The following is a 12,160-nucleotide window of genomic DNA, read 5'->3' as shown; positions in this document are numbered from 1 at the left end:
ACTGCATTGGACACAAATGTGATTTTGTTTTCCTTTCTTCTTGCCGTTTTTACGGATATGGGTTGATTTACATTCAGGGCATTGCATAAATTATTCCTCCTATTCATACTCTAACTCAGCAACGCCACCAATCATTGCCCGCATCCCCTGACTTGGATGGTTGAACCTTAGCCGATGACAGTGGTTGTAATAATCCACAAATAGCTTTCTAGCTCCCTCATCTAGCTCAAACTCCATTAATGGAAGAGCGTCCACTTTTTCGTAGAGTGCTTGCATCATTGGGTTGATGTCAATCTTGGGGAGCCCTAAGGTTATTTGAGTTAATGCCAGGGGCTGCTGTACAAAATCAAATCGCGCAAACGTTCCATTGTCATCGCTGCCATCTCCTAAAAAAGGTGCTAAGACTTTGGGCTGGATGTTGCCGTAAATAGACAGAGATACCGCCCCAACATCAACCGGAATCCCACCCGCGCGAGCTACTGCGGCACCGTTGCCACTCCAAGATTCCAGCAAGTCCTCGTTGTCGCTTCCTCTGCCACCACGGTATTGGTTTGCTGATTTAAAAAATCCTGCGAGTTCGTCAGAGAGCCAAAGTATTCCTTGACTGGGATTGCGTCCTACCATGCCTGCTATCCCTTCCCATGTGGCTTTTGTGATGTAGGGGATTATTTTTACAGGCTTGTCAGGTGCGGGGCCCTTGTTCTCGTCTTTACTGTTCTTCCATTGCTCAAATTCCTGTTCGTAGACTTTTTCCTGAGCCTCGAACTTTTGCTGATTTCTTTCCCGCATCGCTGCCAGCGGGTCTGTAATCATGGCGTTCATTACTGGGGTTTTCATCTGGGAAGATTCGGCGATGAGCGCTCCAAAATAGCCGAAAGTCCGACAGCGATACCTGTTCCACTCATCCACGAGCATTGTGCTGCTGCCGTTTTTTAGGAATCGTGAGATACCAGAAATCAGCGCTAGTGCGTAGCATTCGGGCTTCAGGTTCATGCGTCGCGCTACTTCTTCGATCGGGCTTGCTAGGGATTCGGGAAAGATTTCGGATAGTTTGACGCTGGCGGACTTTGAAGCAAGCAGTTGCTCAACCCCAATTCTTGTGTCTTCCTGGTTGGCTTCTTGCTCCAGCTCTAGTTCTTTGTCGCGGTAGATTTTCCAGACATCGGCAGAGGTGAGTCGGTACTTTTGAGCCAGCCCGAAGATTTTAATCTGTAGCTGTGATTTCTTTAAATCGGACTCTAGCAGTTGCTCGATTTCTGTCCCCAGCTCCGAGATGTTAGGGAGTTGAAATTGTTGGGGGCGGGTAACTTTTGCTACTGCCTGCGGGGAAACCTCAAAAACTTTCTTTTCGCCGATCGCTGCTCTGATGTCCTCTGCTGTTATCTTGTGCTGCTGAATCCAGTCGGCTACGTCCAGCCCTTTGCTTTTGGGTAGGTTTTCCCAAGCTTTAGAGTTTGGGTAGGGATAAAGCCAGAGGGCATCGGGGAATTCCTGATGCAGCAGTTGGGCGTGCTTGATACCCGGTTCGTCGCGATCGGGAACAATCACAACCTTCGCAGCTTGTAAATCACTTGTGTCAGAGCTTCGCCATTTACCAGAGCCACCGATGTTGCAGGTAGCGGCCAAGCCTAAATCCCACAGGATATCGGCGCAAGATTCGCCCTCGACGATGAAAATGAGCTCGTTATTGGCGATCGCCTTTTGGACTTCGGCGTAGCGGTAAATCGGGATGTTTTCACGCTCTACTCCCTCAGTGCCTCCTACCCAGCCAATTTGTCGGGAACTCTTGCACTTGCCCCAACTTTGCTGAGTCCAGTCAGCATCACCGTTACCCTTCTTGCCGCCTTTCCCGTCATCAAACCGCACAACGCGTACTAGCGGGGAGCCATTGCGATCGGGATACTCCCAGTGGCGGGTCTGACGGGGACGGATTGCTTTTTTCTCTTGGATTGGAGCGTAGTAGAGTTTGCCCTCCTTATCCGCCTTTGACGTAGCTTCCCAACCGGTAGCGGGCGGTTGGTCGCGGTTGCAGACTGAAAGTTCGCCTATGGAGTAGCACCAGTCAGGCTTACTACAGTGGGGGCAGGGGCTGGCTTTGGAGGCGCGAATTAAGCCAGAATTTTGGGATGCAGAATTTGACCCTGTGGGGTTCGTACTCAGCCTCAGCATCCTTGTATTTTTGAGAGCCACCCTTATTGACTCCCCAAATCTCAAGAATGATTTTTGCCTTGCCGTAGCCGCGCGCCGGCAGTTGCATGATGCGTTCTGCGAGTTCCACATCGCCGTTCTGGGAACGTTCTACACCAGGTTCAGCTAGTTGGTTTGAACGTTCCAGTTCTGAACCGTCACTATCACCAGAAGTCAGTGCTAAAGCGCGTTCTAGATGTTCCACGGGGTTCAGGATTGCTTCTGCTTCCTGCTGTCGCTGCTGCTGGCTGACGTAAACCTCGGTTGAGATTTCGTCCTCAACATCAGCCTTGATAGCTCGCACTTTCATAGCTTCGATTTCAGCTTCATCGGCAAGCTTTTTGGCTAAGTTGCCCGCTCCTACAGCGCAAGCAATTGCCGTACCCAAACTCAAGCCCTGGACTGCCTTGTGCCAGCTTACTTTATCGTTCAGAACTACCAGCGGTGCCAGCCACAGCGCAACGGCGCTACCGCACAAAGCGTACATTTTTAGCTGCATAGAAATACACCCATTCCTATCAGCAACATTGCCAAGCCGCTAACTAAAAGTGCTTGCAGTTGGGGAACTGAAATTCTGAGCCACTGACTGACAGAGAAGTCCAGCAGCCAGCACATTGCCCACACCAGCGCTACCCCTGCTAACAAGCACAACACAATTTTTCTCGCCATTGGATGCAAGCTCGCTATCCACCCCAGAAGGGAGAAAGCGATGCACCCGGCGACGAAGTAGTTTGCCAGATACATCGCTCTCATTAGTTTGTACCTGCCGTGAGTTTGGCTCTGATGGCATCAATCCGAGTGCGGGCGTCGCTGTCGGCTTTGTCTATACCCAGTCCGAGGCGGGCGTAGCCTGGTCGGAGTGCGTGCAGCTTTTTGGCTAAGCCGGCGTTAGATCGCACTTTTTTGAGTTCGTTCTCGGCTACCGCACCCTCGTACTTGCGGTGCGCTTTGTGAACTGTGGCATCGGCTTCTTCAATCTGACTCAGAGCCTTGTAGGCACGCTTGGTGTGACGCGCGTCCTCGGTTTTCTCTTTGGCTAATTCCTTCAGTTTGTCAGCCGTATCGCGATCGCAGTAAGCAGGGTTAGGGACGATGGGAGCAGTGCGGATGGAATTGAAATTACCAGGATTGTTAGGAGTGATGACGCCCGAGGCGGTAGCGGCCAAAACTTTTGATTTGTCTATGGCGTGACCGTCAGCTTGGGCTAAATCAGTTGATGCAGCGGACTTACCGCCACCGAACAGTCGCAGTTGCAAGCTCATAATTTCGTCCCTATTTGAATGTTGATGCGGACTGGGGAGGGAAATAAATTCAACGGGTTGATTTGCCGCCACATGGACATGGCCATTACAAACACCCCCGCCGATGCGAGTAGAAGTGCGATGAGTTGCCCGAAGTCAACCCAGTCTAGAAAGCTGGTGGAATTTTGGCGGGTAAAGTTGCAGACAGGGAAAGAACCGTCGTTAGTCCAGTCAATGCTGTCTACACTGTCTACATACGCTGTGTCAAGCAATTCAGGTGTTTTGTCTACAACATCTAGCACTGTGTCTACAGTGTCTACATTCACTGTTTCAAGCGATTCACCGTCAATGAAGTACAGTTCTAGCAGCGCTTCCCAGGTGGCAGTTTTGGAAAGTTTTCCGAACTGCTTGGCATCTTCGTTGGTAAAACCGTTCTCAAAAGCGATCGCCTTTAATTTGTCAATGCGGCGGTAGTGATTGGGGGATTTAGTCATGGCTGGCAAGCCTCAAATCACCGCCGACAACTAAATTCCCGTCAAAACAGGGGTAACAAGGGTGCGATTCAGGTTCAAACTCCATCGCTCCACCCGTCCACTCAATCAAATAAGCCCAAGTTTTTTGGCGGGGGTACCAGCAAATACCAAGCACCTCACCGAACTCAGTGCGGTTCTCGCCGAACTCGTCAACCCAGTTGTCAGATACTTTGTCGCCGAAAACAAACTCGGGTTTCGGCAAGTTGTCAGGAATTATCGGTGTCTGAACGTAGCTAGCTAAACCCAAGCACCCTAAAGCAAGCTTACGGGTGTCAGGTTGTATTAAGAGATGCGGCTGCTTTTCACGGCAACCGGCTGAAAGTGTCATAATTTTTAAGCTCCAAACGTTGTTGTATAACGGTTTGGGGAAGTCGTGACTTGGTTAGCGGTGGTACGCTAGTCAGTCGCGCGTCAATCTTCCTTAGTTACATACGATCGCAGTTTCACAGCCATCTGTCAACGCAGGGACTGTAAAGTTTTGTGAATAATTATTCGGCGAGCAGTTCCATCACTTCGTCAGGCGTAATCCCATAAATAGCTGCTAGCAACTTGATATTTTTCGCATCACATCCTAGCTGTTTGAGTACCCCAATAGCGCTACCCAACGGAATAGCTTCTGCCGTGGACTGAGTTAACAAATCAATCGTTGTTTGAGTATTGGCTCGTTTCTTATAAGTGCCTTCATTCATCTGCATTGAATGCCCCAAACTCTTAGCCCTTGTCTCTTGAGACATCCCTGCCATTTGACCGTTGAGGTTCGCCAAATGACGCAAAGCATGGGTTTGACTCAAGCTCTTACTCCATCTCACTAAAATGTCGTGTCCTCTCTTGCAGTAAACCCCAGCGATTGTCTTTGGATTGCTGGATATCAACCGAATCTTAGGTAATTCTCCTGACTTGATTTCTAACCGTTCAATCAAATCAAAATGAGTAGGGGGAAGCATTGGCACGCACAATCGGTAGCCTGTTTTAGTGGTGGTATTTAGATTCGTCCGCTCTCCTACGACAGCAATCATTTTTGTGTTATTCGCCTCAGTCAGAGGTGGAATAATGATACCATCTTTTGTTTTAAACGGTTTATCAATATTCTGAACTGCAAAAACTTCATGCACTCGGAATCCATACACTAGCTGCATCGAAAACACCCACAACCAGCAGCGTCGCTGTTCTGGGCGGTATCGCTTGTCATTGGAAGGGATGTTTAAAACTTCGTCCCGAAGATTCAAAAAGTCATCAACAGACAAAGTTTGAAGGTCTTCTCTAAACTCAGTTTGTATGCCATCAATCTCTTTAAGGCGACTAAGTAAATCACTGTTATTAATGACCTCTGCTAGCTTTTTCATTGCACACAGGCAGTTCTTAAAACATTTAGTGCCTTGTTTCTTGCTGTTAATTGCGGACAGAATATCTGTCAAATTTACAACCTTTTCCCGTGGCAATAGTTTGTAGTAATGACCGTAAACCGCACCCCAAGTACACTGATGGCTGGCATTAGCTCTATCTCGCTGTTGGCGGCGTTTAGTCCGTCCATCCCAGTATTCTTTCTCTATTTGTGCAATAGCCTCGCCGAACGTTATCAAGTCATTCTTGATTATATTTTTTCGCAAAATGACATCATCGTACCAGACCAAAAACTGAGACTCTGTTTTTAGCGATTCTAGGGCGCTAGCAACTAAATGAGCTTTCTTCAAGGCGTCAGCAATACCATTAATCGTCAGGTAACACCCACAGGCTTTGTTAACACGCTTGTCACCTAATTTGAATTGGAGGGTGATGTAAGAGCCTTTAGCCTTACTGTCCTTTTTTAGTCCTACCCCTTTGGGGCATTCTTTCTGTGCTTGCTTGAAGTAGTCCAAAATTCGCTCGTACCCGATCAGGTAGTCAGCAGAGGTGCTGACTGTGATGGGGTTGGATTTTTCGCTCATCTTTTGCTCAATGCCCCAGCAATGTTGAGTCTGATTGTTGCAGCCATTGTACAGCGAGTCGCTCAGTTTTCGCTCAGGCGTAAGGGAATACCTTCAGAGCTAGCAAAAGAACGAGCTAGAACGACGGAAAACCGTGGATTGGGAGCTAGGCGCTAATTAAATTCCTTCTACTCCCATCCTCAAACAACATAGTAGAATGCAATTACCGGCAAGCTGTAGTGTTCTAGTCAATCTTAAAATATTGACTGGAATATTTGAGTCAATGAGCTTGTACAATATTTTTCATGAACATCCAGCAATTTGTTGACAATTCTCTCGGACAATGGCGATCGCAGCGCAGCGCCCATCACTTGACATTCCGACACTTTGAAGCGATCGAGTCAGTCATTGATATCGTTGCACTCTCACCCGATGATGCTGCCGTAATCGACCTCTGCAAATCCTACAACATCGACCCAGGCCAAGCAGTAAACCCCTTTCACATGGCATGGGAAGGCCAGTCAGATTGGGATGAAAATGCTGAAATGAAAGGCAGTTGCATCCTCGTACCCATCCCAGATCCAACAGTCCCCAATCGCGGTAAACTACTGCGAGACCAAGGATATGCCGAAACCATTCCCGCCGCCGCTGACTATCACATCACAGACGATGGCACCTTTGTCCTAGTGACAAGCTACGATAACGCCGCCGCCGAAGAAAAAATTTGGTTCGCCAATCCCAACCTGCGCTTTCGCGTTTCCCTGATCAAAACCAGTAAAGGAAGTGGAGTTGTCACCGCATCATTTTCTTCAGAAATTCGATCGCTCTCCGGCAAATAATACCAATTATCAAAAATTATGCAACAGTATTTGTACGGTGCGTCGCCACAAATAATCCCTAACTTTAATCAACAATATCGCAGCGACGCACCTTACCTAAAGAGTTGATATCAAATCCACTCTTCATCGTCCTGTATTAATCTCTCTATTCTCTCTCTGTGTCCTCTGCGCTCTCTGCGGTTAAATCATTCCGATGCAACCAGAAACGATATGATGAAACAAACAGAAAAATTGTTTTGTACCCATAGTTTTGATAAAGGGTAGAGCGCTTGTCAAGCAAGTGATGTACTCACAGCCAATTACCAATTACTAATCCGTACCTCACTTGATAATTGCTATATAACAAAGTAAAAAAAAGTTTATGAATTCAGTTAAAACCAATAATGATTTAATCACTCTAGCTCAGTGGATGGCTGGGGATTTCAGCAACTACAAACAATCTTTTGAAAAACCACAACAATTTGCCCATATTCATATATTTTTCCGGCCCTTACCATTTGAGTTTTTTAATGCCATTGGATTTTACTCCGAGCAGGTTTATGACCATGACCTCTGGACTCCCTACCGTCAAGGAGTCCACAAATTAATAGACCAAGGAGAACAAATTTATATTGAAAATTATAGTCTCAACGATCCAGTACAGTACGCCGGAGCAGCACGGGAATTAAGCATTCTCAAAACAATTAAACCAGATTGCATTCAACGGCGCTACAATTGCTCTATGGTTTTCAAACGAGAAGGAGAAATGTTTCGTGGTAGTGTAGAACCAGGAAACCAGTGTCTCATCGAAAAAAAAGGTTGTTCAACCTACCTTATCAGCGACGTGGAAATTACCGAAACAACCTGGAAAAGTCTCGATCGCGGTATGGACGCAAACACTCACCAACAGATTTGGGGATCGGACTTCGGCTCTTTGTCCTTTGAAAAGCGCCAAAGTTTTGCCGCAGAGCTACCACCTATCTAAATTTTACCACCGACGAATTTACTGGCGATCGCAGCACATACTACAGCCACACCGATTACCCTAAAAGACTCCTGTACCCAAAAAAACTCCTGTAGTACGTGAAACAGCAACCTCGCCTGGAATGTTACATTATGTAAAATTTTCTAATATAACATCCAATTATGGTAAATTTTCACATAACACAATAGTGGAGATTTTTTAAATGGTTTTTGGACCTGCATCTCGACTTGGAGTCAGTTTATTTGAAGAAACACCCTGTTTAGAACTGATTCCAGGACGTTCACAAGAAGAAGTAGAAACCATTATTCGTGCCGTCTACCGGCAAGTTTTGGGTAATGCTTACGTCATGGAAAGCGAACGGGCGACAATTCCTGAATCGCAATTCAAAAGTGGTGCATTGAGTGTACGCGAATTTGTCCGCGCTCTTGCCAAATCCGACGCTTACCGTTCTCGCTTTTTCGATACTTGTCCTCGCTATCGGTTTATTGAACTGAATTTCAAACATCTTCTCGGTCGCGCTCCCGATGGCCTAGAAGAAATGAGAACCCATAGCACTATCTTAGATACTCAAGGCTACGAGGCAGATATTGATTCTTACCTCGACAGCGATGAATACCAAAACGCCTACGGCGAAAATATCGTTCCCTACTACCGAGGCTACAAAACCCAACCAGGACAAAATATGGTTGGGTTTACTCATATGTTTGCTCTCTTGCGCGGCCCTTCCAGCAGCGATTTCAAAGGAAGTCTTTCTGGAAAATCCCCAGTTTTGAACAAATACGTGATTCAGGAAACCCCTGTAGCAGTCATTCCTCCTTCCGGCGGTTCAGTTGGGGATGGTTGGTCATTTCCCGATAGACAGCGCGGTGCTAAAAGTGTTTACAACGTTGCTTCTGGTGACGAAGGTAAGGTTTTCCGTATCGAAGTAACTGGCTATCGCACTTCTGCAAAAAATCGGGTTCAAAAAATTCGGCAGAGCAACCAAGTTTATGTAGTGCCGTTTTCCAGACTTTCCCAAGAATATCAACGCATCCACAAACAAGGTGGCGTAATTGCCAGCATCACTGCTGTCAACTAGAAACCGTTTAAACTTATAGCTTCACGACTTGGGGAATTACCTCCCTGAGCGTGTTTTTCTTCAATCCTTAATTCCCTGTTTTGAAACGTTATTTAGTCTTAGGAGAAACTCAATGAGTGTGGTTTTAGATGCACCAGTAGAACTTTGGTCTGCTAGCAGTTCCGATGATACACAGGCCGTAATTCGGGCAGTTTACAAGCAAGTGCTGGGCAATCCCCACGTGATGGAAAGCGAACGCCTGACTGTGCCAGAATCCCAGTTGTGCGATGGTGCGACGACTGTACGGGAATTTGTCCGCGCTGTGGCAAAATCTGATTTCTATCGCAGTCGGTATTTTGAATCCTGCGCTCCCTACCGCTTTGTCGAGCTAAACTTTAAACATTTGTTAGGTCGCGCTCCCTTAGACCAAGCAGAACTTTCTGAGCATATTCGCATCTGTATCGAAAAAGGTTACGATGCAGAAATTGACTCCTACCTAGACAGTCAAGAATATGAGGACAAATTCGGCGAGAATACAGTTCCTTATTATCAAGGAGCCAAGAGTCAACTCGGACAAAAGCAAGTTGGCTACAATCGCACTCTTTCCCTGTATCAAGGTTATGCAGGAGTTGACAGTGCTTTTACCGCTTCTCGCTTAGTTGAGTTCGTAGCTGGTAATAGTGGTAACAAAATTACTTTACCAAGCACAGGCGGTCGCATTAGTGCAGCAAAAGATGCCACCGAAAAAATGTTCAAGATTGTAGTCAAGGGAGCTAAATTTGATAGCCCTCGCCGAGTGAGCAACACTGAATATCTTGTCTCTGGTGGGAAGATGACCCCCCAAATTCAGCGCATCCATCGTGCTGGCGGAAAAATTGTCAGCATCACCGAAGTTGCTTGAGCCATAGACTGATGATGCGAGCCTGAAGTCAGGGATAACCAGAGACTTTCTTGCGTTTCCCTTCCTGAACCGGACTAGATTCTTATATCGTTTTTTTTGATGTAGGTTTCCTATTTTATACTTTCTCTAGAGCGAGTTTATTATTCGCTCTTTTTCTGTTGAAAAAAGCCAAAAACTTGATTTACAGAAGAAAGCCTTAGTTATCTAGGGAGAAGGGGAAAATATTTGGTCGGAGCGCGTCCAAGACTGTTTCTCAAATCTAAATTATAAAATGATATTCCCCCAATAGCCGATAAAAAAGTGCAGGCTTGGATGCGAGGTCGTAACCTAAATTTTTAAGGTCAATTTTGGATGTTTGAAACTTTAGACTACCAGCCGTTCAGAGATTAGAGCAATATATCACCAGCCTGCGAGTATGCTTAATTTCTGTGGAACTTCTCAAACGAGTTTCGATGGGAAATCACCGACAAGTGATGCTCTATCAAGCGAAAGGAAGTTTGCATACACCTCATCGCGAACTACGACAATACTGGTTAAAATACAATACGGTTTACTTAAGACCGCCTTCAGGGTAAAACCCTATGAGAAATAGATACGGAGATTGCTTCGTTCCTCTCTTCGGACTATCCTAAGTGAACTGTATTGGGTTAAAATAGGGAAGTTTTCAGACTAGATTTGATGAGAGAGTTTACATAAACTAGGTTCACGGTCAAAAAAAGATTTCGGCGTTAAGATAATTTTGGTAAGTTGCACAAAGTGAACTCTGTTGTTTAAAGTAAGGAAAAGTCCTGCTCTGTTGCGGTTATGGATATTCACGAAATTGAAGCGTTTCTAGATAATTCTGATTTTCAATATCGACTCAAGGCGATCGCAGCTCTGAAAGATTATACACCAGAGATTGCCGTTCCTTTGCTAAAAGCTCGACTCAACGACCCAGAATTTTTAGTCCGTACTTTTGTCAGCAGGGGATTTGGACAACAGCAAAGCGCCGAATCTTTCGCAGCCTTGCTGCAAATCATGAAACTTGATAACACTCCCAATGTGCGCGCCGAAGCTGCAAATTCCCTGTCGCTGTTCGGTAGGTGCGCTGCATCTCATTTAGTGCTGACTTTTGTTCAAGATGACCACTGGCTGGTGCGTCGCAGCATTCTGGCGGCGCTGGTGGATATGGAGTGCTACAACGAACTTTTCGAGGTGTGCGTTGAAGCCTTGGCTGGGGAAGATATGACCACCCAGGAAGCGGCTGTGGACGCGCTCGGTGCTTTAGCCGGAAGCAGTCAGGAAGCAGCGGCCTTGGCTCGGTTGTTGGTGCTGGCTGGTTCTGAGTATGAAGGGATTCGCCAGCACACTGCATCTGCTTTGAAGCATTTTGATGCTCCAGAAGCGAAGCAGATGTTGAGTCAACTGCGGCAAGACTCCCACCATCGAGTGGTTGGTGCTGCTTTAGAAAATTTACTCGATCGCAATTAAGAATATTTTATAATCTTTCTGATGTAACATGAGGCGACCTTATGGGCATTGGGCATTGGGCATTGGGCATTGGGCATTGGATTGGAGCCCCTGTACCTGACTACCATTGAGAACCGCTATATCAACTTCTAGAGCCAGAAACCGGGTTTTTTCTGGAAATTATGACTTGAAGTGCGAGGAATGTGGGCAAACAACCCGGTTTCTTGAATGTCTGTGGTTAATTCCTGCGATTGTTAAACAATCAAGCTTGACTGAACTGTTTTAAGCCAGCGATTAAATTGTCAAAAGCAAGACCAGATAAATCCTGTTCCTCAGAACACAATTGCTGTAAACTAACTGTTTTTAATTGTTCTAATCCACAGAGCATCGCCGCCACGGGAACTCGCAATTCTTGATAGAGTAGTTCCATGTTTTCTAGCCCTGCTTGACTGGTGAATTCCGGGTTTTTCCCTGCTATACTATAGGAGACGGAGCGCAAGAAATGCCAAAAATCTCGCCAACAAGCTTCGGCGCGTTCAGCAGGATAGAGGTCATTGTCTGGTTCGGTGATATTTGGAAAGTCGGCTAACACCTTTTCCCTGGCATTCGATACAAGATTAGGAGCTTGCTCTCGCAGCAATCTTGCTTGTTCTAACATTAAAGAGGTATCGGGAACCAGATTTTTGATATTTTCTAAATCTTCATCTGTGAGATATCGACTTTCATCGTCAGCCTTTTGAAAAATGGCAATTACTTCATCTGGATAGATATTTTTCCAAGTAGCAAAGCTGACAATTCTCGCTTTGGGAATTAATTGTTTTGCTCTTTCACTTAATTGCATAGCTATTAAAATTTTGGGGAGGGAATTGAGTACACTTCAAGTTATAGACTAGAATTATGAGAAATTTTATTAAGATTTGTTACATTTGAGAGAATCAAAGATGAGAGTGTGGTAAAAACTCTTCATTAGATTAGTGCGATCGCACCTTTGGTTTCATAACGAAATATTACTTTGTTATCCATAAAAGAGACTAGGCCCAGGGCGATCGCCTATTATCCTGTGTTCAGGGAGAGATTGAAGGAGC

Annotated in this window: 13 protein-coding genes and 1 pseudogene; 5 read left to right on the top strand and 9 right to left on the bottom strand. The window is 46.0% G+C overall.

Annotated elements, in window-relative coordinates; genetic code table 11:
• The 8 genes and pseudogenes from QZ938_RS28735 to QZ938_RS28700 form a co-directional block, all read right to left on the bottom strand.
• Nucleotides 1–87: pseudogene (locus tag QZ938_RS28735) on the bottom strand (IS1 family transposase); the annotation flags it as partial.
• A gap of 12 nt (nucleotides 88–99) precedes the next feature.
• Nucleotides 100–2,169 carry a DUF3987 domain-containing protein gene (locus QZ938_RS28730; protein ID WP_293355067.1) on the bottom strand — a complete coding sequence of 690 codons (2,070 nt, stop codon included), beginning with the start codon at nucleotides 2,167–2,169 and terminating at the stop codon, nucleotides 100–102.
• Nucleotides 2,072–2,686 carry a hypothetical protein gene (locus tag QZ938_RS28725; RefSeq protein ID WP_293150344.1) on the bottom strand — a complete coding sequence of 205 codons (615 nt, stop codon included), beginning with the start codon at nucleotides 2,684–2,686 and terminating at the stop codon, nucleotides 2,072–2,074. Before QZ938_RS28725 ends, QZ938_RS28730 begins: the two co-directional genes overlap by 98 nt.
• Entirely contained in the window at nucleotides 2,677–2,856 is a 180-nt protein-coding gene (locus QZ938_RS28720) for a hypothetical protein (protein WP_293150342.1), read from the bottom strand. The genes QZ938_RS28725 and QZ938_RS28720 overlap by 10 nt, the downstream gene beginning before the upstream one ends.
• An 83-nt stretch (nucleotides 2,857–2,939) precedes the next feature.
• Nucleotides 2,940–3,449, bottom strand: a complete 510-nt coding sequence (locus QZ938_RS28715) for a hypothetical protein (RefSeq protein ID WP_293150340.1) — start codon at nucleotides 3,447–3,449, stop codon at nucleotides 2,940–2,942.
• Entirely contained in the window at nucleotides 3,446–3,922 is a 477-nt protein-coding gene (locus tag QZ938_RS28710) for a hypothetical protein (protein ID WP_293150338.1), read from the bottom strand. Before QZ938_RS28710 ends, QZ938_RS28715 begins: the two co-directional genes overlap by 4 nt.
• A complete protein-coding gene (locus tag QZ938_RS28705; protein WP_293150336.1) occupies nucleotides 3,915–4,289 on the bottom strand; it encodes a hypothetical protein in 375 nt (124 codons plus the stop codon). The genes QZ938_RS28710 and QZ938_RS28705 overlap by 8 nt, the downstream gene beginning before the upstream one ends.
• A 160-nt stretch (nucleotides 4,290–4,449) precedes the next feature.
• Nucleotides 4,450–5,886 carry a hypothetical protein gene (locus tag QZ938_RS28700; RefSeq protein WP_293355070.1) on the bottom strand — a complete coding sequence of 479 codons (1,437 nt, stop codon included), beginning with the start codon at nucleotides 5,884–5,886 and terminating at the stop codon, nucleotides 4,450–4,452.
• A 284-nt stretch (nucleotides 5,887–6,170) separates the two neighbouring features.
• Between QZ938_RS28700 and QZ938_RS28695 the strand changes: the two genes are divergently transcribed.
• The 5 genes from QZ938_RS28695 (at nucleotide 6,171) to QZ938_RS28675 (ending at nucleotide 11,096) form a co-directional block, all read left to right on the top strand.
• On the top strand, nucleotides 6,171–6,704 hold the full coding sequence (locus QZ938_RS28695) for a phycobiliprotein lyase (protein ID WP_293355073.1): 534 nt from the start codon (nucleotides 6,171–6,173) through the stop codon (nucleotides 6,702–6,704).
• Between the two features lie 361 nt (nucleotides 6,705–7,065).
• Entirely contained in the window at nucleotides 7,066–7,668 is a 603-nt protein-coding gene (locus tag QZ938_RS28690) for a chromophore lyase CpcT/CpeT (protein WP_293150330.1), read from the top strand.
• 202 nt (nucleotides 7,669–7,870) lie between these two features.
• Nucleotides 7,871–8,746 (top strand): phycobilisome linker polypeptide, encoded by an 876-nt coding sequence (locus tag QZ938_RS28685; protein ID WP_293355076.1) that lies wholly within the window; start codon nucleotides 7,871–7,873, stop codon nucleotides 8,744–8,746.
• Nucleotides 8,747–8,858: 112 nt separating this feature from the next.
• Nucleotides 8,859–9,626 carry a phycobilisome rod-core linker polypeptide gene (locus tag QZ938_RS28680; protein WP_293150326.1) on the top strand — a complete coding sequence of 256 codons (768 nt, stop codon included), beginning with the start codon at nucleotides 8,859–8,861 and terminating at the stop codon, nucleotides 9,624–9,626.
• Nucleotides 9,627–10,430: 804 nt separating this feature from the next.
• Nucleotides 10,431–11,096, top strand: coding sequence for a HEAT repeat domain-containing protein (locus QZ938_RS28675; protein ID WP_293355079.1), 666 nt, complete (start codon nucleotides 10,431–10,433; stop codon nucleotides 11,094–11,096).
• Between the two features lie 241 nt (nucleotides 11,097–11,337).
• Here the strand turns inward: QZ938_RS28675 and QZ938_RS28670 are convergent, their stop codons facing one another.
• The gene (locus QZ938_RS28670; protein WP_293355082.1) at nucleotides 11,338–11,916 is read right to left on the bottom strand and encodes a phycobilisome protein; all 579 of its coding nucleotides are present in this window, start codon (nucleotides 11,914–11,916) and stop codon (nucleotides 11,338–11,340) included.
• Nucleotides 11,917–12,160 lie beyond the last annotated feature (244 nt).

Origin of the sequence: Microcoleus sp. CAWBG27 (assembly GCF_020883145.1) — a bacterium.
In the GTDB taxonomy this organism is placed as follows: domain Bacteria; phylum Cyanobacteriota; class Cyanobacteriia; order Cyanobacteriales; family Microcoleaceae; genus Microcoleus.
Note: the sequence above shows the minus strand (reverse complement) of the source record. Positions and strands in the feature narration are given on the sequence as shown.

What these genes read in the sequence shown, in the direction of transcription:
- QZ938_RS28730 (WP_293355067.1), bottom strand. Translation starts at nt 2,169, where the DNA reads ATGCTGAGGCTGAGTACGAACCCCACAGGGTCAAATTCTGCATCCCAA.
- QZ938_RS28725 (WP_293150344.1), bottom strand. Translation starts at nt 2,686, where the DNA reads ATGCAGCTAAAAATGTACGCTTTGTGCGGTAGCGCCGTTGCGCTGTGG.
- QZ938_RS28720 (WP_293150342.1), bottom strand. Translation starts at nt 2,856, where the DNA reads ATGGCGAGAAAAATTGTGTTGTGCTTGTTAGCAGGGGTAGCGCTGGTG.
- QZ938_RS28715 (WP_293150340.1), bottom strand. Translation starts at nt 3,449, where the DNA reads ATGAGCTTGCAACTGCGACTGTTCGGTGGCGGTAAGTCCGCTGCATCA.
- QZ938_RS28710 (WP_293150338.1), bottom strand. Translation starts at nt 3,922, where the DNA reads ATGACTAAATCCCCCAATCACTACCGCCGCATTGACAAATTAAAGGCG.
- QZ938_RS28705 (WP_293150336.1), bottom strand. Translation starts at nt 4,289, where the DNA reads ATGACACTTTCAGCCGGTTGCCGTGAAAAGCAGCCGCATCTCTTAATA.
- QZ938_RS28700 (WP_293355070.1), bottom strand. Translation starts at nt 5,886, where the DNA reads ATGAGCGAAAAATCCAACCCCATCACAGTCAGCACCTCTGCTGACTAC.
- QZ938_RS28695 (WP_293355073.1), top strand. Translation starts at nt 6,171, where the DNA reads ATGAACATCCAGCAATTTGTTGACAATTCTCTCGGACAATGGCGATCG.
- QZ938_RS28690 (WP_293150330.1), top strand. Translation starts at nt 7,066, where the DNA reads ATGAATTCAGTTAAAACCAATAATGATTTAATCACTCTAGCTCAGTGG.
- QZ938_RS28685 (WP_293355076.1), top strand. Translation starts at nt 7,871, where the DNA reads ATGGTTTTTGGACCTGCATCTCGACTTGGAGTCAGTTTATTTGAAGAA.
- QZ938_RS28680 (WP_293150326.1), top strand. Translation starts at nt 8,859, where the DNA reads ATGAGTGTGGTTTTAGATGCACCAGTAGAACTTTGGTCTGCTAGCAGT.
- QZ938_RS28675 (WP_293355079.1), top strand. Translation starts at nt 10,431, where the DNA reads ATGGATATTCACGAAATTGAAGCGTTTCTAGATAATTCTGATTTTCAA.
- QZ938_RS28670 (WP_293355082.1), bottom strand. Translation starts at nt 11,916, where the DNA reads ATGCAATTAAGTGAAAGAGCAAAACAATTAATTCCCAAAGCGAGAATT.